The sequence below is a fragment of the Allotamlana fucoidanivorans genome, assembly GCF_045788535.1.
Taxonomy (GTDB): Bacteria; Bacteroidota; Bacteroidia; order Flavobacteriales; family Flavobacteriaceae; genus Allotamlana; species Allotamlana fucoidanivorans.
Map to the genome: position 1 here is coordinate 1946390 of NZ_CP074074.1, position 18052 is coordinate 1964441.

Annotated in this window: 23 protein-coding genes; 10 read left to right on the top strand and 13 right to left on the bottom strand. The window is 34.2% G+C overall.

Features of this window, described 5'->3' with window-relative positions; genetic code table 11:
- Window positions 1–5: 5 nt before the first annotated feature.
- Together KFZ70_RS08870 and KFZ70_RS08875 are read right to left on the bottom strand one after the other, a co-directional pair.
- On the bottom strand, window positions 6–950 hold the full coding sequence (locus KFZ70_RS08870) for a DUF6515 family protein (protein ID WP_233243998.1): 945 nt from the start codon (window positions 948–950) through the stop codon (window positions 6–8).
- Between the two features lie 107 nt (window positions 951–1057).
- Window positions 1058–1786 carry a DUF2092 domain-containing protein gene (locus KFZ70_RS08875; protein ID WP_139695149.1) on the bottom strand — a complete coding sequence of 243 codons (729 nt, stop codon included), beginning with the start codon at window positions 1784–1786 and terminating at the stop codon, window positions 1058–1060.
- 212 nt (window positions 1787–1998) lie between these two features.
- Here KFZ70_RS08875 and KFZ70_RS08880 point away from each other — a divergent pair, with 212 nt between their 5' ends.
- Entirely contained in the window at window positions 1999–2361 is a 363-nt protein-coding gene (locus KFZ70_RS08880) for a PKD domain-containing protein (protein ID WP_139695148.1), read from the top strand.
- Between the two features lie 183 nt (window positions 2362–2544).
- Here the strand turns inward: KFZ70_RS08880 and KFZ70_RS08885 are convergent, their stop codons facing one another.
- Genes KFZ70_RS08885 through KFZ70_RS08905 form a run of 5 tightly spaced genes read right to left on the bottom strand, consistent with a single transcriptional unit; the run spans window position 2545 to window position 6659 of the window.
- Entirely contained in the window at window positions 2545–3027 is a 483-nt protein-coding gene (locus KFZ70_RS08885; RefSeq protein WP_139695147.1) for a DUF192 domain-containing protein, read from the bottom strand.
- Window positions 3024–3962 (bottom strand): prolipoprotein diacylglyceryl transferase, encoded by a 939-nt coding sequence (lgt, locus tag KFZ70_RS08890; protein WP_139695146.1) that lies wholly within the window; start codon window positions 3960–3962, stop codon window positions 3024–3026. The genes KFZ70_RS08885 and lgt overlap by 4 nt, the downstream gene beginning before the upstream one ends.
- A gap of 12 nt (window positions 3963–3974) precedes the next feature.
- Window positions 3975–5102 (bottom strand): peptidylprolyl isomerase, encoded by a 1128-nt coding sequence (locus tag KFZ70_RS08895; protein ID WP_139695145.1) that lies wholly within the window; start codon window positions 5100–5102, stop codon window positions 3975–3977.
- Window positions 5103–5104: 2 nt separating this feature from the next.
- Window positions 5105–5647 (bottom strand): gliding motility-associated peptidyl-prolyl isomerase GldI, encoded by a 543-nt coding sequence (gldI, locus tag KFZ70_RS08900; protein WP_139695144.1) that lies wholly within the window; start codon window positions 5645–5647, stop codon window positions 5105–5107.
- Window positions 5640–6659: a bifunctional oligoribonuclease/PAP phosphatase NrnA gene (locus tag KFZ70_RS08905; protein WP_139695143.1), complete on the bottom strand. Its 1020-nt coding sequence runs from the start codon at window positions 6657–6659 to the stop codon at window positions 5640–5642. The genes gldI and KFZ70_RS08905 overlap by 8 nt, the downstream gene beginning before the upstream one ends.
- Before the next feature lie 165 nt (window positions 6660–6824).
- Here KFZ70_RS08905 and KFZ70_RS08910 point away from each other — a divergent pair, with 165 nt between their 5' ends.
- On the top strand, window positions 6825–7244 hold the full coding sequence (locus tag KFZ70_RS08910) for a nucleoside-diphosphate kinase (protein WP_139695142.1): 420 nt from the start codon (window positions 6825–6827) through the stop codon (window positions 7242–7244).
- Between the two features lie 128 nt (window positions 7245–7372).
- Here KFZ70_RS08910 and KFZ70_RS08915 read toward each other — a convergent pair whose 3' ends face one another.
- From KFZ70_RS08915 to recF, 4 genes are all read right to left on the bottom strand, one after another.
- Window positions 7373–7564 carry a cold-shock protein gene (locus KFZ70_RS08915; RefSeq protein ID WP_139695141.1) on the bottom strand — a complete coding sequence of 64 codons (192 nt, stop codon included), beginning with the start codon at window positions 7562–7564 and terminating at the stop codon, window positions 7373–7375.
- 96 nt (window positions 7565–7660) lie between these two features.
- Complete coding sequence (locus tag KFZ70_RS08920) at window positions 7661–7957, bottom strand: DUF721 domain-containing protein (RefSeq protein ID WP_139695140.1); 297 nt, start codon at window positions 7955–7957, stop codon at window positions 7661–7663.
- 340 nt (window positions 7958–8297) lie between these two features.
- Window positions 8298–9089 carry an alpha/beta hydrolase gene (locus tag KFZ70_RS08925; RefSeq protein WP_139695139.1) on the bottom strand — a complete coding sequence of 264 codons (792 nt, stop codon included), beginning with the start codon at window positions 9087–9089 and terminating at the stop codon, window positions 8298–8300.
- Window positions 9090–9285: 196 nt separating this feature from the next.
- A complete protein-coding gene (recF, locus tag KFZ70_RS08930) occupies window positions 9286–10365 on the bottom strand; it encodes a DNA replication/repair protein RecF (protein WP_139695138.1) in 1080 nt (359 codons plus the stop codon).
- A gap of 137 nt (window positions 10366–10502) precedes the next feature.
- On the opposite strand from recF, the gene KFZ70_RS08935 reads away from it, so the two are divergent.
- The 8 genes from KFZ70_RS08935 (at window position 10503) to KFZ70_RS08970 (ending at window position 17033) form a co-directional block, all read left to right on the top strand.
- Window positions 10503–11279 (top strand): tetratricopeptide repeat protein, encoded by a 777-nt coding sequence (locus KFZ70_RS08935; RefSeq protein WP_139695137.1) that lies wholly within the window; start codon window positions 10503–10505, stop codon window positions 11277–11279.
- A 13-nt stretch (window positions 11280–11292) separates the two neighbouring features.
- A complete protein-coding gene (ribH, locus tag KFZ70_RS08940) occupies window positions 11293–11778 on the top strand; it encodes a 6,7-dimethyl-8-ribityllumazine synthase (protein ID WP_139695136.1) in 486 nt (161 codons plus the stop codon).
- Between the two features lie 126 nt (window positions 11779–11904).
- Window positions 11905–12162 (top strand): hypothetical protein, encoded by a 258-nt coding sequence (locus KFZ70_RS08945; RefSeq protein WP_139695135.1) that lies wholly within the window; start codon window positions 11905–11907, stop codon window positions 12160–12162.
- A 22-nt stretch (window positions 12163–12184) separates the two neighbouring features.
- Window positions 12185–12472: a riboflavin synthase subunit beta gene (locus KFZ70_RS08950; protein ID WP_139695134.1), complete on the top strand. Its 288-nt coding sequence runs from the start codon at window positions 12185–12187 to the stop codon at window positions 12470–12472.
- 7 nt (window positions 12473–12479) lie between these two features.
- On the top strand, window positions 12480–14330 hold the full coding sequence (mutL, locus tag KFZ70_RS08955; RefSeq protein WP_139695133.1) for a DNA mismatch repair endonuclease MutL: 1851 nt from the start codon (window positions 12480–12482) through the stop codon (window positions 14328–14330).
- A gap of 3 nt (window positions 14331–14333) precedes the next feature.
- The gene (locus KFZ70_RS08960; protein WP_139695132.1) at window positions 14334–15155 is read left to right on the top strand and encodes a rhomboid family intramembrane serine protease; all 822 of its coding nucleotides are present in this window, start codon (window positions 14334–14336) and stop codon (window positions 15153–15155) included.
- Window positions 15155–16003 carry a rhomboid family intramembrane serine protease gene (locus tag KFZ70_RS08965; RefSeq protein ID WP_139695131.1) on the top strand — a complete coding sequence of 283 codons (849 nt, stop codon included), beginning with the start codon at window positions 15155–15157 and terminating at the stop codon, window positions 16001–16003. Before KFZ70_RS08960 ends, KFZ70_RS08965 begins: the two co-directional genes overlap by 1 nt.
- A gap of 4 nt (window positions 16004–16007) precedes the next feature.
- The gene (locus KFZ70_RS08970; RefSeq protein WP_139695130.1) at window positions 16008–17033 is read left to right on the top strand and encodes an endonuclease/exonuclease/phosphatase family protein; all 1026 of its coding nucleotides are present in this window, start codon (window positions 16008–16010) and stop codon (window positions 17031–17033) included.
- Between the two features lie 37 nt (window positions 17034–17070).
- Here KFZ70_RS08970 and KFZ70_RS08975 read toward each other — a convergent pair whose 3' ends face one another.
- Window positions 17071–17379: a DUF6122 family protein gene (locus KFZ70_RS08975; protein ID WP_139695129.1), complete on the bottom strand. Its 309-nt coding sequence runs from the start codon at window positions 17377–17379 to the stop codon at window positions 17071–17073.
- Entirely contained in the window at window positions 17379–18002 is a 624-nt protein-coding gene (locus KFZ70_RS08980) for a WbqC family protein (protein WP_139695128.1), read from the bottom strand. The genes KFZ70_RS08975 and KFZ70_RS08980 overlap by 1 nt, the downstream gene beginning before the upstream one ends.
- Window positions 18003–18052 lie beyond the last annotated feature (50 nt).

Below are 18052 nucleotides of genomic sequence, written 5' to 3' on the forward strand. Positions count from 1 at the left end.
TAAACTTATTCCTTTTTTACATCGACTATTTCATACATATTTTTACCATCTACCTGAATAGGTTGGTAGTAGGTTTCTCCAAATTGAACATAAGTAACTTCTCCTATTTTTACTTCTTCGCCTCCTTCAGGAAGTCCAGGAACAATGGTGCCCGCTGTAGCAGGAACCACAATATAGCCCTCTTTATTCTGCTCATAAAAAGCGCCACCGTAGTAGTAATTGGTAGTGTTGTTAACTTCAACCTTTTCGGCATCTTTAGGGATGTCAGGAACTTGTGCTCCAACAGGTGCCTGTACAGCTTCAAACCCATTTTCTGTTTTTAAATAATAGGTGCCATTTTCATAATGATACTCTTCATTGTTAGATTTATCATTGTCATTTACAATGTTTACTATGATAGCGGTAGTGGCTAAACTGGTTACAAAATACCCCCATGGGTGGTAATAGGGACCCCAATAAAATGGTCTGTAAGGAAAGTAAAAGTAGGGGAGGTGACAATAATACCTATAACCACCATATCTGTATGGTGGCCTTACATAGGCTCTTGAACTTCCTCTAACTCTTGTGTTTCTAATATTAACGTTTCTACTTCTATCAATATTAACGTTTACATTTTTATTACCAATTCTATTGTTGTTGCCTATTTTGTTACCTGCTTTATTGGTGCTTCTGTCTTTTACTTTTGAAGTTCTTCTGTCTGGTAATTTTGATTGACCAGTATTGGGTTTGTTTATTGTTGATGGCCTAGTACTTTTATTTGGAATATTCTTGTTGTTTGAAAAATCTCTACTCTTATTATGAGTAGCTCCGCCATTAATTGACCTATTAGGCATTCTATTGGTTGTTGAAGGTCTGGCAGTAGGTCTGTTACTTCTGTTGGGCATTTGTGTTGGCCTTGTAATAGAACCGCCGCCTCTAGCTCCTCCAGAAGGCCTCATACGCTGAGCCATTAGTTCAGAGGGAAATGCTATGCAAATACAAACTAAAATGAGACCTATTATATTTTTTATGTGGTTGTTATGTGAATTCATGCTGATAAAGATTACATCGTGTTTAATTAAGATTGCTTTAAAATGCTGATTAACTGGGCTGTTGGAGGTGCCATAAAACTAAAAACAGCATCGGGTATATTGGGGTTTAAAGACCAATTTTCAAACGAAGCTTCATATTGCATATTTTCTTCGTTTTTATACATAATGACAAAGCGTTTTGGCAATAAATAAGTTTTGTTTGAAATCCAAAACTGAACGGTCATGTCTTTATTAATAGCCATGATGTGATAACATATTTCGTCTGATAGATTTACAGTACCAAGAAATTTTATTTCATCAAACATATCCATTAAATCGTCAGTAAAACTGGGGTAGAAGAAATCTGCTGCTGGAAATTTGAAGTCGAAATTTTTGTGCATTTCATCAATCATTTCAATGGTTGTATCGGGTGCTTCAAGGGTAACGTAGTTGTTTTCATCAACGTTGTAATAGGTTAGATATTCACCATCATACCAAAAACCATACTTTCCCTTTGTTCCTTCCGTTTTTGTTAAAAGTTTATCTGGCCCCGAAAAAGAAACAGTACTTTTTAAATAGTGTTTTACAATGTTTTTAGAATCGTCATAATTGTCTATTGAGGTATTCAGGTCAAAAGTTACTGAAGTTAAATCTCCAATAATGGTACTCATTCTGTCAAGGATAAAAATGGCTGTGGAATCCATTTTTTTATCGTTTTGGGAAGGGCTAACAAAATAGGATAAAAGCAGAGCAAGGAGTAATATGTGTTTTTTCATAACGGAAGTGATTAATAAAGTATTGATAGCAAGATAAATGTACGTTATTTAATTTTTGATATAGACATTGAAAATAAGAAAAAACTGTAAAAATTGATCAAGAGGGAGATTATTTTTATGTTAAGATGCTTTTGCATGGTTTGAAAGATTTAAATAAACACGAAACGTGTTTAAAATGTTGATTTTAATTTTTTATATTTAATGAAAAAAGTATGAGAAAAGCGAAATTAGTTTTATTGATGCTTACAGTATTCTTAATAGAATCATGTAGTAAAGATGATGCAAAGAACACGATTGATTGTTTGTTTTCTGGTTTAAATTTTGATGTTAGCCATGAAGTTGATGCCACTAACAGTAAACTAGTTATGTTTACCGTAACATATTCTGGGGATTATGCCATGGGTAATAATATAACTTGGGATTTTGGAGATGGCGCTGTTGAAGTTATTACAGGAAATACAGCAACACATGAGTATGCCACAACAGGCGAATATACAGTAAAAGTAAAGCCAAGAGAAGAAAATGGTGAGGCCTATTGTATTCCTGAAAAAAAGGAAAAAGTTACTATAAACTAACGCAAGTTTGATAAGAGAATCTAAAATTTATGGCATTAATGTCATTAAATATGAATGATGTCACTTCGAGCAGACATAGTCATTTAAATTTCAAAAAATCAGAAATAGATCCAAAACGTTATGTTCAACTTACGTTAAACTAAAACCTATCCAGCATAATGTTTATTGAACGAGCAGGGTGTTTTAGTTGTTCTTTTTGAAGCTTATAGAATCTCCAACTTTAAGGTTCCAAATGTCTATTAACCCAGCGTTCATTTCAAGTACATATTGGGCTGGTACATTTGAAGGTAAAGAAGATTCATCAAAAGGTTTTGCATTTTTTTGAAAACTCACTATATGTTTGTCAGCATTGATATAGATTAAATCTAAAGGAAACTTTGTGTTTTTCATATAAAAGAATCGTTCACTTTCATCGTTAAAAACAAATAGCATGCCTTGATTTTTTTTCATGCCATCTCGGTACATGAGTCCTGTTTGTATATCAAAATCAGTGTCTGCTATTTCAATATCCAAATGAACTTGCGTTTTGTCAGATTTATAAATGGTAAGATCGCCTTCTTTTTTAAAAGATACCTTAGTTTGTGGTATAGGTTTGTTTTGCTCTTTACAACTTATCATTGCAAATGAAACAAACAAAAGCATACTAAACACCAAACGATTAATCATTTATTGGATACCGATTTGGGTTTGTACATAAACATAAAATAAAGCCCAAGTAGAATAAATGGTATGCTTAACCACTGTCCTGTGTTTAAAACCCAGTCAGCACGTTCTGCGTTTTGGGCTTCTTTGGTGAATTCAATAAAAAACCGGATGGTCCATAATAACACCAAGAATAAACCAAATAAAAAACCAGGTTGATCTTTTTTGTTTGTTTTGGTGTAGAAATACAACAAAATTAAAAATACAAACACATAACACAAAGACTCATAAAGTTGCGATGGGTGGCGGTAAGGAACCACTTCCAATAAATTTTGAAATTGCGGATTCTCTGTTACTGCATTGTAAGCTTGTTGCACATCATTGATGCCCGTAAGCTGCATGATCTCTCTTTTGTAATAATGGTCTTGAATAAACCGAACACCTAAAGGAAAATCACCCGATGGCTTACCTATAATTTCAGAGTTAATAAAATTGCCTATTCTTATGAAAATAGCACCAGAAGCAACAGGAATCACAACACGATCTAATATCCACAAAATAGATTTGTAATGGTATTTTCGTCGGTATAGATACATCCCAATTATTATACCTATGGCGGCACCATGACTGGCTAAACCTTGAAATCCTGTGAATTCAAAACCTCCTTTAAATTTAAAGGGCAAAAAGATGCTGAAAAAATCTTCGGTAATTAATTCAGATTGATAAAATAAAACATGCCCCAATCTGGCGCCTAACATGGTGGCTAAAACGGTGTATATAAATAAGGGATCAAGATATTCTAATGAAATCTTTTCTTTAGTAAAAATACGTTTCATTATATACCACCCTAAAATAAAGGCAATAACCCACATTAAGCTATAGAAGTGGAGTTTAAAAAAACCCAACAAGTCAATACCTGTTATGGGGTTCCAATCAAATTTTAAAAGGTGCGTCGTCATGAGTATTTTGTGTTACTTTATGAGTTTTAAAATGTCTACTTCAAAAATAATATTTGTTTTTCCGGGAATACCCCGTGTTCCAGACTCGCCGTAGGCTAAATGATACGGAATAAATAAAGTGGCTTGGTCTCCTACATGTAGCTGTTGAAGCCCTTCTTTAAATCCAGGAATCATACCTGCGTTGGGGCCAATATCTGCTGTTATTGGTTGGTATCTGTTAGCTGCTTTTCTCTTTTCGTTTACTGCATCAAGTACTTCTGCTATTTCCAGTTTACTTGTTTCTAATAGTTTTCCGTTGTCAAAATAAACGGCATAGTGCACCAGTACGGTAGCATCAGGCGGTAATTTTTCGCCATTACCCTTTTTTGAAATGTAATATTGAAGTCCAGATTCTAATGAGCTGGCCTGTGCCTTCTGCTTGTCAAATTTGGTTTTGGAGGCTGTGATAATGGCTTGCGCCTTAGCGGCTTGTTCTTTTTCAAGGCGTTCTTCTTCTGCAAAATGTGCAACAAAAATACTATTGGCGTTAAAGTTCTTTGCCGCTTTTCCTTTTCTAATGATATTAAGCTCTACCAAAACAACGTCATCAATAGGTTTATCTCTATCATCTGTTTTTACATTTGAAATAGAGTCTTGAACATCTTGGCCAATAACCAATTCTCCAAAAATACTATAGCTGTTATCTAAATGTGGTTTAGGTACTTCGGTAATGAAAAACTGGCTGCCATTTGAGTTGGGGCCCGAGTTAGCCATAGATAAAATGCCAGGCTTATCATGTTTTAAGCTAGGGTGAATTTCATCCTTAAATTTGTAACCAGGATTACCCTTTCCTGTACCAGTAGGGTCTCCCCCTTGAATCATAAACTCATCAATAACCCGATGAAAAATGGTGCCATTATAATACTTTTTATTTTTGTATTCTTTTTTTACTAGCGTGTTTGTACCTTCGGCAAGCGAAACAAAATTAGCCACTGTTATAGGGGTTTTATTCTGTTCTAGTTTAGCAACCATAGTGCCTTTATTGGTAATAAACTCAGCATATAAGCCGTCTTCTAATTCGGGGTATTGCGCCTTACAGGATGACAAAAATATCAATAAGAAAACGAGACTAGTCTTAAAGATACTGTTAAGTAGGTTCATTGTTATTTTGTGGTGTTTTGGGTGATGGAATGTAAAGTGACCTCACAAACTAGAGGTGTGTTTCTGCCTATTTTATTTTCGTCTCCGTAATAGCCATACGCTTTTTGAGAAGGGAATAAAAAAGTAACTGTTTCTCCTGTTTTCATGAGTTTTAAACCTTCTCTAAGGCCAGAAAAGAGTTCTTCTTTATCAATGGTGTAGGTTTGCATGCGCAACTCATCTTTAGAGTAAATGACTGTGCCATTCAATGATTTTACATCATAATCATAATTCACAATATCACCAAATTGAGGTGTTTGTAAGGTGTCAGACTCTATTTTATTGTTGTAGTAATACAAAAAGCCATTTTCAGAAGCAATGTATTCTTTTTTTTCTTTTTTCAATAGGTTTTCAATGGCCGTCTGTTCTTTAGCATTGAGTTGTCTGTTTCGCTTAACAGATTCATCAATGAAGGAGCCTGTTTTTACAGAAACAGGTCTTCTTGCTTCGGGTGTTTTACAGCTAACCGCTAGTAAAACAAAGACGAGTAATAGTAATTTATTCATTAATCAGGGCTTTGTTATAACTAGGCAATATACTAATAAATTTTTCAACAGTCTCTTTAAGAGGTAATTCACTTCTGCCGCCAGCTGCATTTGTATGTCCACCACCGTTAAAGTGCATTCTAGACATGTCATTTACAGAAAAATCACCCTTTGATCGTAATGAAATTTTAATGATGCCTTCCTGTTGGTCTTCTATAAAAATAGCAGCAAGCACAATACCTTCTAACGAAAGGCCGTAATTAACCATGCCTTCTGTATCACCTTTTTTGTAGTTAAATCTATTTAATTCTTCTTGGGATAGGGTGATGTAGGCTGTTCTTGCTTCGGGAATCACTTTTAAATTAGACAGCGCGCAACCTAATAACTGCAGTCTTTCATAGCTATTGGTATCATAAACGCTATTGTGTATAAATGCATTGTTAGCACCTCGTTCAATAAGGTGTGCCACAACCTGATGCGTGGTGCTTGTGGTACAAGGGAAACGAAAAGAGCCTGTATCTGTCATAATTCCTAAGTATAAACACGTTGCAATATCTACATCTACTAAATTATCATCACCAAGCAGATTTATAAAATGATAAACCATTTCGCAGGTAGAACTCATAGAGACATCACTATAGGTATATGCAGCATAATCATCTGGCGCCTGATGATGGTCAATCATTATCTTTAAAGCAGTGCTTTGTTGTAAAGCATGTTCCATGTTACCAGCTCTATGAAAGGCATTAAAATCTAAGGTAAATATAATGTCAGCTTCTTGTATTAAGGTGTTGCAGGATTTTGTTTGATAATCATACACTAAAATACGTTGGTTTCCAGGAACCCATTTTAAGAATGAAGGATAGTCATTAGGAACAATGATTTGTACTTGGTGCTGTTTTTTCAAGAGATAGTGCTGCAAGCCTAGTGTAGAGCCAATAGCATCTCCATCAGGGTTTTTATGCGCAACAATTACAATGTTCTTCGGCGTGGATAATAGCTTTTTAATGCTCGAAATGTCTTGTTTTTTCATAGATGGCGAAGATACAATTTTTTTAAATTTAGATTAATTGCGATTAATAATAAATACTTTACATTTGCACGCGAAAGCACATAAAGCTAAATATCAGTTTTATACAGAACATTGTTTGTAAAACGGATTAATAAAAATAAAATTAGAATACATAAAATTATTTAAATGGCGACAAATAGAACATTTACCATGCTTAAGCCAGATGCTGTTGAAAAAGGACACATAGGCGCAATTTTAGAAAAAATTTCAGCTTCTGGGTTTAGGATTGTAGCAATGAAATTGACTCAAATGACAACTGCTGATGCGGAAACTTTTTACGCAATTCATAAAGAACGTCCGTTTTTCCCAGAATTGGTTGAATATATGACACGCGGACCAATTGTAGCGGCTATCTTAGAAAAAGAAAATGCAGTTGAGGATTTTAGAACCTTAATTGGAGCTACAAACCCTGCTGATGCCGCTGAAGGTACTATAAGAAAAATGTATGCTGATTCTATCGGTGAAAATGCTGTTCACGGTAGTGACAGCGATGAGAATGCTGCTATTGAAGGCGCGTTTCATTTTGCAGGAAGAGAACAGTTTTAAAATATAGATTTAATACTTTTGAACAAGCCCATTGTGACGTATCGCATTGGGCTTGTTTATTTTTATTGGGTACAAAAAAAGCCTATCAAAAAATGATAGGCCTTTGTTGTAATTGTTAAAGTATATGTTTAGACTACTTTTACGTTTACGGCGTTTAATCCTTTTCTACCTTCTTGTAGATCGAATTCAACATTATCGCCTTCACGAATTTCATCGATTAATCCTGAAATGTGTACGAAATGTTCTTTGTTGTTGTCCTCTTCAATAATGAATCCAAAACCTTTTGAATCGTTAAAGAATTTTACGGTACCTTTACTCATTGTAATTTGTATTATAATTAAAACGCCAAAGGTAAGGTAATTAACAATACAATCTGTTTTTTTGAAGATTAATTTAAAATTAAATTTTCAGGTCAATTATCTTAAAACCAGTTTTTTAATTATTTCTTTGCCAACCTCTTCATTTAGCATGTTAATTATTTTTTGTTTGCCATAGCTTAATTCTTCACGTAAAACACTAGAGCTTAACTGTACATAAAGGGTGTCGCGCTCTAATTTTATGGAAGTAGTGTAATTGTTTACACCATTACCCATTAAGTTTTCCCAGGCTTTGGCAATGTTCACTTTGTCCAGACCTTTTTCAAGCTTATTGGTTTCAATAAATTCTTTTAAAGCATCACTGATGCTCATATGTTCATTGTGTCTTTTGGCCATTTCAAATTGTGATTAAAAACGTAAAAGTATAAAATTTAAGTGGGCGTTACCACAAGGGTCGGGCTATTCGTTACTAGTTTTGGCTCGATGCGCGCCTCGCTAAAAGCTAATCACTGCTATCCCTAACGCGGCCTTTTTTACTAACTTCTGTTTTTAATCGAACGGTTTTTATTTTTTTATGAGGTTCGTTTATCGTTTATGAGAAAGGATAGTTGCATGCGCAAGCAACCAACTTACTAGAAATGGAACGAACCAGAAGAAATTCTGTATGATTTCCTGTATAGGCGAGAACCAAGCAATTATTTTTACACTTTGTTGGTAAATCGTATTTTTTATAGTTTCATTCTTTGTTTATCCAATTCACAACAAATCCTAAAAGATTATTTGGTACTGTATGTCCACCGTCAAATTTTTTGAAGGTAACATCATAGCCATTTTTTATCAAGAGGTCTCTACCATTTTCGGCAAAATTAATAGGAACAGCTTTGTCTGACTTGCCTTGAATAATGAGAGTTCTAACTTCTTTTCCTTCTTTAATATCATCTCTCCCTAGCCAGTCTTCATCAACAACCGAACTGAATATAATCATTCCATCAACTTTATTGTGATGGTGGATTCCAGATAAATATGTAATTATGCCACCTTGTGAAAAACCTAAAAAATAAACTTTGTCAATGTTGTAGGATTTTTTTAAATCGTTCATCACTTGATTCATTTGATTTTCAGTTGTCAAACGCATAGCAGATTTTTCTATTTCAGAAGCTGGTCTTTCTAACATTATATAAGATGAAAAATCATATAAGAACCATTCATATCCTAAGGTTCCGTTTTGTCCCATTATAGCGTATGGCGCTTCTGGTGTTGCAAAAATAAATCCAGCATCAGTAAAGGGTTTACTCAAATCCTGAAAATTTTCCGCTGTATCTCCATAACCGTGAAGAGCTATTATCAATGTGTGCCCTTTAGTTGATTCATAGATAATAGGTAAGGCAACTTTTGTAGGTGTAAAAACTTCTACTTTGCTCAAAAGAGTAGAGGTGTTTTTTATGGAATCATTTTGTGCCTGTGCAAAGTTTACCACTAATAAAATTGCTAGAAATATTTGAATGGATATTGGTTCAAATTTACTCATAATATTGTCAATTTGTATGTGGTTGCTTACATGCTTGCCAACTTTAATGCTATACGTTAATGTTATATGTTGTTTTAATGACTTGTATCAAACGATAAACAAAGTTAGCGGAAATTCTTTATCAAGCTGTAAACTAAACAATATAACCGTTCAAAAATTGGTAAAAAAATGGTTTTATTTAATACAATACCAACTTTTATAGCCTAAAAATCTCATAACTTTGATGTACCTGCTTTACTATATGCTCAGTACGCTCAGCATGGGTGTCACTTATAAATAATTGTCCGAAATTTTCATCATCAACCAGTTTTATAATTTGAGCTACACGGTGTTCGTCTAGTTTGTCAAAAATATCATCAAGCAATAAAATAGGGTTTTCACCACTTTGGGCTTTAATAAAATCAAACTGTGCTAATTTTAGAGCAATTAAAAACGACTTTTGTTGCCCCTGACTTCCAAATTTTTTAATGGGGTGTTCCTCAATGTTGAACTGTAAGTCGTCCTTATGAATACCGGCGCTAGTATATTGTAGGGCTTTATCTTTATTAATCACGTTTTTTAAAAGGGTGTCAAGATTAGCTTCGTATAAATCACTCGTGTAAATTAAATTTACAGATTCGTTGCCGTTACTAATCGCTTTGTAGCGTTTTTTAAAAATAGGAATAAAAGTCTTTAAAAAAGCATCACGTTTTTCAAAAATAATATGGCCGTACTCAGCAAGTTGACTGTTATACACATCTAAGGTATCCTTGTTAAAGGTGTGGTTTAAAGCAAAATACTTTAAAAGCGCATTACGTTGTGTTAGTACCTTGTTGTAATTAATAAGTTGAATTAAATAATCTTTATCACTTTGAGAAATAACGCTATCAATAAATTTTCTTCGGGTACTGCTGCCTTCAACAATTAAATCACTATCTGCAGGAGATACAATGACTAATGGTAAAAAACCTATATGGTCACTAAACTTATCGTAGGCTTTACCGTTGCGTTTTATTACTTTTTTTTGGCCTCTTTTTAAACTAATGGCTATTTTTTCTGTTTTTTCTTCTTTAGCATAATTACCATTAATGACAAAAAAATCTTCATCATGCTTAATATTTTGGGTCGCTACCGGATTGAAATAACTTTTTCCGAATGATAAATGATAAATGGCATCTAGTACATTGGTTTTTCCTATGCCGTTATTTCCAACAATACAATTTATTTTGCTATTGAAAATGAATGACTTACTGCCAAAGTTTTTGTAGTTTAGTAAAGAAAGTGATTTTAAAATCATACAAAAAGTAACTTTTGCTGGACTATACGGCTTTGTGGATTAAAAGAAGTGCAAATTATTGAAAAATATCAAATAAATAGGCTTTTAGTTATGAAGAAAAATTATATTTTTGCGCGACAATAATTTAGAAAAAATAAATGGCAACTTATAATAAGAGAGGGTATAAACCAAAAACTAAAGTAGAGAAAGAGCATAATATTGAAGAAGGATCTACAACTGCCGAAGTATTTAATACGCTAGATGAAACCGCTTCAAAAACAGAGGATTTTGTAGCAAAAAACCAAAAGTATATTTTTGTTATTATTGGTCTCGTTGCTGTTATTGTATTAGGATCTTTGGGGTATAAAGAGTTTATTGCACAGCCTAAGCAAGCCACTGCTATGAATGATATGTTTCAAGCACAAAAATACTTTGATGAAGCTGTAAGTGCAGCTACTGCTCAAAAGGATTCGTTGTATAATTTGGCTTTAAATGGAGGTGAAGGTAAGTTTGGAATGCTCGATATTATTGAAGAATACAGTGGTACACCATCAGCAAATTTGGCTAGTTACTACGCAGGAACAGCTTATTTAAGATTAAAAGATTATAAGAGTGCTGTTGAACATTTGAGCAATTTTAAAAGTGAAGACGAAATTTTAGCACCTTTAGCAAAAGGTAATATAGGTGATGCTTTTGTACAATTGAATCAGCCAGAAGATGCTTTAGGGTATTATGAGGAAGCTGCTGAAATGCGTAATAATGAGTATACAACCCCAATGTACCTATTTAAAGCAGGAACTATAGCACTTGAGTTAGGTCAGCCAGATAAAGCGTTATCTTATTTTAAAAGAATAAAAGAAGATTATTCAAATTCTACCGAAGCTGGAAAGGTTGAAGTGTTTATAGGTAAGGCTCAGGTGTTAGCAAATAAGTAAAAATAGCTTTTTTATGGCTACTGCAAATAAAAATTTATCAGAATACGATAAGGCAACAATCCCAAACGCAAGTAAATTTCGGTTTGGGATTGTTGTTTCTGAATGGAATGAAACGGTTACAGAAGGGTTGTACAGAGGTGCTTATGAGGCGCTTATAGATAATGGTGTGGCTCCAAACAATATCGTAAAATGGGATGTGCCTGGTAGTTTTGAACTTATTTACGGGTGCAAGAAAATGCAGGAGCAGATGGTGAGTGCGGTTATTGCTATTGGTAGTGTTATTCAAGGAGAAACAAAGCATTTTGATTTTGTCTGCGAAGGTGTTACTCAAGGCATAAAAGACTTGAATGTGATGCATGAAGTGCCTGTAATATTTTGTGTGTTAACCGACAATACCATGAAACAAGCGTTAGAACGCTCAGGCGGGAAACACGGTAATAAAGGTACGGAAGCAGCCATTGCTGCAATAAAAATGGCTGAACTTAGAAGAAATAGCTAAATCAACTTGTCTTTGTCGTTTCATGCTTTCTAGTATTGAAGATGTTATTTTTAACCCCAGTGTTAGGGGTGTTGTTAACATTTTTTAGGATACCAGATCAGTATTTCTCTCTAATTTTAAGTACTTTTGAGGAACAATCATTACGAGGTTTTGTTTAAACAACGCAAACATAAAACGTTTAATTATCAGCCACGGTTTTCAAAAGAACCTTCATTAGAAACTAAATCAAATGAAGGTGCTGAAGCTAAAGATTTTAAATCTAGGTGGCGAAGATCTCATGACTCTAAAGTCAAGGTGCGTGGGGCTATGTCTATTAAAGTATTAGTGATTATTTTGGTATTATTATTGATTGGTATGTATGTATTAGAAAAGAAATACTTGTAATCAAAAAAACAACTTAGAAATCATGGGCCTTTTAACACGACGCGAAAACAAGAAATTTAATTATACGCCACGCTATTATGATAACAATGGGAAAGAAGGAAGTCCATTTGAAATAAAGCATAAATTTGATGGGTATAGGAAAACCGTTGGAGCCAATAAAAGTTTAAAAGGTAAATTTATTGATGCTCTTGATGATTTTAAAAATAATCCAGATAGAGCAGCAAATAGACGTATTTTAATTATTATAGCAATTCTCGTTTTGATATTTTTGTTTATTATTGATTTCGACTTATCTATTTTCTTTTCTTAAATAATTTATGGCAGACATCATACAGCTTTTACCCGATCACGTTGCAAATCAAATTGCTGCAGGAGAAGTTGTACAACGTCCAGCTTCTGTGGTTAAAGAACTTCTTGAAAATGCCATTGATGCAGGAGCAGATTCTATCAAACTTATAGTAAAAGATGCCGGAAAGACCCTTGTTCAGGTTATTGATAACGGCAAAGGAATGAGTCACACTGATGCCAGATTGAGTTTTGAGCGTCATGCGACTTCAAAAATTAGAAACGCCGAAGACTTATTTCAGTTAAATACCAAGGGATTTAGAGGGGAAGCTCTAGCCAGTATCGCCGCCATTGCTCATGTTGAATTAAAAACAAAACAAGTTGATGATGAAGTTGGAAATGCCATTGTCATTGAAGGCAGTGAAGTAGCATCACATGACATTGTGGTTACCCCAACAGGAACTTCTGTTTCTGTGAAAAATTTATTTTTTAATATACCGGCCAGACGCAATTTCTTAAAGTCTGATACGGTTGAATTACGTCATGTAATTGATGAGTTTCATAGGGTGGCACTTGCGCATCCTAATATTGCATTTGCCATGTATAATAATGGTAGTGAAAGTTTTAATTTGCCAGCAAGCAACTATCGCCAACGTATTGTAAATATATTTGGAACCAAAACTAATGAAAAGTTAGTTCCTGTTGAAGAAGATACCGAAGTAATAAAAATATCAGGTTTTGTAGGAAAGCCCGAATTTGCTAAGAAAACAAGAGGTGAACAGTATTTTTTTGTAAATAACAGATTTATAAAAAGTGCTTATTTAAATCATGCCATTTCATCGGCTTTTGAAGGCTTATTAAAGCCAGGTACCCATGCTAGTTATTTTCTAAATTTATGGGTTGATCCACAAACTATTGATATAAATATACATCCTACTAAAACAGAAATTAAGTTTGATGATGAACATACGCTCTACGCTATTTTGCGTTCGGCAGTAAAACATAGTTTAGGACAGTTTAATATAGCGCCAGTTTTAGACTTTGATAGAGATCCTGAACTAGATACGCCTTACAGCTACAAAAATAATAGTGTGAGTATCCCTAAGGTTGAAGTAGATAGCAATTTTAATCCGTTTCAAGAAGAAAAGAAATTTTCTGGTAAGCAAACCACAGCATTTAAGCCAACACCAAATAACTGGGATAGTTTGTACGTGGGCTTAGAGTCTAAAAGTAATGATACAGTTGTTGATTTTAGTGAAGTGCACTTTGAGAGCGAAGAACAAACAGCTTCCGTTTTTGAAGTGGATAATCTTGTAGAGCCATCACATTCAACCTATCAGATTCATAATAAGTATATAGTAAGTGCTATTAAATCAGGGATGTTGCTTATAGATCAACACCGCGCACACCAACGTGTATTATATGAGGAGTTTTTAAAGACCATGACCACAAAAGAAGGCATTAGTCAGCAGTTATTATTTCCTCTGCAACTTCATTTTTCTTCCAAAGATATTGCTATTGTAAAACATCTAAAGGTAGATTTAGAGCATACAGGTTTTGTGTTTGCGGCTATAGAAGACGATTTAGTGTCGGTTACTGGTGTCCCTGTAGGGATTCCAGAAAGTGAAGTTTCTATAATTTTAGAACAATTGATTAGTGATGTAGAACAAGAAGTACCAGATACTAATTTTAGTGCTACTGATTTATTGGCAAAATCTATGGCAAAAAGCTTAGCTATAAAAACAGGACAAGCGCTTAAAAAAGATGAGCAGGAGCATATAGTAAATAAACTATTTGCCTGTAAAGAACCCCATGTTACACCTACCAATAAAACAACATTTATCACCATGAGTGTTGATGAATTAGATAAAAAATTTATTTAAATTATGATGCGAATTTCCGAAACCGTTAAACATTTAATAATCATTAATGCAATCATGTTTATCGGGACATTAACAATAGGGCAGGGTGTTTTGTTTTATGATTGGTTTGCTATGCATTTTCCAAAAAGTACAGCGTTTCAACCGTGGCAAGTCGTCACCCATATGTTTATGCATGGTGGTGGTATGCATCTTTTTTTTAATATGTTCGCGCTTTGGATGTTTGGTACACCCGTAGAACGGGCACTAGGATCCAAGCGTTTTTTGTTTTTATATATATCGGCTGGTTTAGGGGCTGTATTGCTGCAAGTTGGGTATTATTATGTAGATTTTTATCAAGCTTATCAGGGCATTGCAAATCTTAATATGGATGGTGAATTATTAAGAAAGATTATCTCTATTGATGCCAGTGATGGTCAGTATATAAAGGGGGAGATTTTAGGACAGCAAATGGAACCACTTTTAAATCAATATGGATTTGATGCCAATACAATCAATCAAAGTAATTTTAAAGCACTTTTTGATATGAATGTTATTGCCAGAAATACTATGGTTGGTGCGTCAGGATGTATTATGGGGGTAATGGCTGCTTTTGGGATGATGAATCCGAATGCCGAACTCATGCTGATATTTTTGCCTATTCCTATTAAAGCCAAGTATTTTATTCCAGGAATTATTATTTTAGATTTGATTTCAGGCTTAACGGGGCAATCATTTTTTAGCCCAAGTAACACAGCATATATGGCGCACGTAGGCGGTGCGTTAACAGGCTTTTTTATTATGTGGTATTGGAAAAAAAATCAGTTTAATAGAAACCGCTGGTATTAATGAATTCATTGGCTCAAGATATCAAGGATAAGTTTTCTAATCTTAATGTTCTAGAAAAGATCATTGTGATAAACACAGCGATTTTTTTACTCACTTTTGTGCTGAGGTCTTATACGCATTGGTTGGAGTTGCCCAGTGATTTTTCTGATTTTATTTTAAAACCTTGGACACTCATCACCTATGCCTTTTTGCATTATGATTTTATGCATATCCTGTTTAATATGCTATGGCTGTATTTTTTAGGACGTATGTTTTTGAGTTTGTTTAACACAAAACTTGCACTTAATGTATACTTTCTAGGCGCTATAAGTGGTGGCGTGTTGTTTATGTTGGCCTATACGTTATTTCCAAGTTTTTTTGGTGGGTATTCTAGGTTACTTGGTGCTTCGGCCGCAGTACGGGCGCTTTTAATTTTTTTATGCGCTTATATGCCTCGTCAAGAAATACGATTTTTTACTTTCAGTATAAAGCTTTGGTACATTGGTGCAGCTATTATTATATTAGATATTATGGGCTTGTTTGGAGGGAATGCTGGCGGTAGTTTGGCGCATTTAGGCGGAGGACTTTTAGGGTATCTATATGCGAAGCAGTTAACCAAAGGCCAGGATATAGGTAAAGGTTTTGAGCGTTTTATAGATGGTTTTATGACGCTGTTTAAATCTTCAAGAAAAGGCCCTTTAAAAACAGTTCACAAAAGAAAGAGTAAGGTTGGTGGCTATACAAAATCTGATTTTAATGCCTTTAACAATCAAAAGAAAATTGACGTTATACTTGATAAGATTGGTAAAAGTGGTTATGATAGTTTAACAGAGGAAGAAAAGGAGTTTTTATTCAGAGCTGGCAAGTAAACGCATGAAAAAGTTGAGCATGGTAAATAAAGCGATATACGCCATTAATATTGTGGTTGCTTTATTGCTTCTGTTATCTTTTATTTTGCCGTTTTTACCTCCCAAAACATTTTCCATATTAGCCGTTTTAAACTTAGGGGTGTCATTCCTTATTTTGCTTAATGCACTGTTTTTTATTTATTGGTTAATAGGATTAAAAAAACAGTTTGTACTCTCTTTGGTTGTACTATGTCTCGGTTATGTTTCATTTGGGTCTTTGTATAAATTCACGTCGTCAAAACAGACTGAGCATCCTAATAATTTCAAAGTGATGAATTACAATGTTCGGTTGTTTGATTTATATGATTGGATTCCCGATGCTAATACAGAAACCAAAATTGTAGAGTTTATTAAACAGGAATCCCCCGATATTTTAAGTATTCAAGAATATCACCCGCATGAAAAGGTGGATTTGTCGTTCTTTAAATATAAGTATGAAAAGTTATCAGGTAAGAAAACAAAGTACGGGCAGGCTATATTTTCTCAATTTCCTATAATTAACTCAGGCTCTATTGAGTTTCCAAATACAGCGAATAATGCCATTTTTGCTGATATTGTTACAAATTCTGATACCCTGCGTGTTTATAATATACACTTAGAATCTCTGAAAATTGATGCTAAAATGGAGAATTTGAAAAAAGAAGATTCTGAACGCTTATTCAATAGAATTAGTTCTAGTTTTAAAATGCAGCAAACGCAAACGGAATTGTTTTTAAAGCACAAAGCGTCGTGCCATTATAAAATGATTATTTGTGGAGATTTTAATAATACGGCCTTTTCATACGTTTATAGAAAAATTAAAGGCGATTTAAATGATACGTTCAAAGAAGCCGGGAATGGATTTGGTAGAAGTTATGACTTTAAGTTTTTTCCAGTACGTATTGACTTTGTATTAGCTGACGAAGCTTTTGCTGTAAACGGATTTAAAAGCTATAATGAGCATTTTTCTGATCATTATCCCATTATGGCGACATTGAATTTGTTGCAGTAGTTGATGTTGACAGCCTAACCGTAACATGTCATATATGTCACATCATAGCACAATCAACGGTATCAGATATGAGATGGATTACAAGTCCAAGACCAAACAATCGTGTTTTTTTAGGCAAACATAAAAGCAGATAGATAAGCAGTGCGTAATAGGTGTGTAAGGGGTGAAAATTGATACTGCACCTATCAGGATTAAAAATAGGTGTGGCAAGTACATGATCTATATCAATCCACAAGCCAGATAGCATAATGATGAATGCCGTTTTCCAATGCGATGTAAAAAAGACATAGGCTACTAGTAAAGGAATGAATAAATGACAGCCGTAATGAACCAGAGTTTGAAGCATTATAAGATAGGTAGGTTTTGCGATTCTAAATAATTCAAGGTATTAGGTCCTTCATTACAAAGCAAGTCTAAAATACTTAAGTTGGGTATAAATCCATGCTTGGCTTCAAATACTTGTGTGTAATGCTCAAAGTGTTGTGGGATTTCTTTTTTAGCTTGAACTAGAGATCTGAAATCATCAGCATGAGTAACTGTCTTTTCAAAAATTTGGGTTGTTGCTATCTCAATATCCAATTGCAGGCAGTCCAAAATAGTTTCAATACACTTCAAATTGAAGTCTAAAATAGTATCAAATTTTTTTACAAATAAAGGTTGCAACTCATCCTCGTAATATTCAAAAAAGGGTGAGGTTCGGTAAGCGGAAAGTAAGGACTTCCAATGCCGGCTCTGCCAATTTTCATCATTAAAAATTTTAACATCTTTGTATTTCTGACGATTTTTTTGTGAATATACTACAGGAACATTCAATGCCATTTTACCATTGGCACCATAAATATAGCAACGGTTTCTGTACGTCTGTTTTACAAAGTTATCGGCGGTTTCAAAAATAACCTGTTTTGCCTGCGAAATAGCAACAAAGGTCGAGATGCTAGGAAAATAGGTTGGGTGAACAAGTACGGTCATCAAACTTTGTTTTTCAGTGGCTAACAGATTACATCAGCAAACGAACAAGG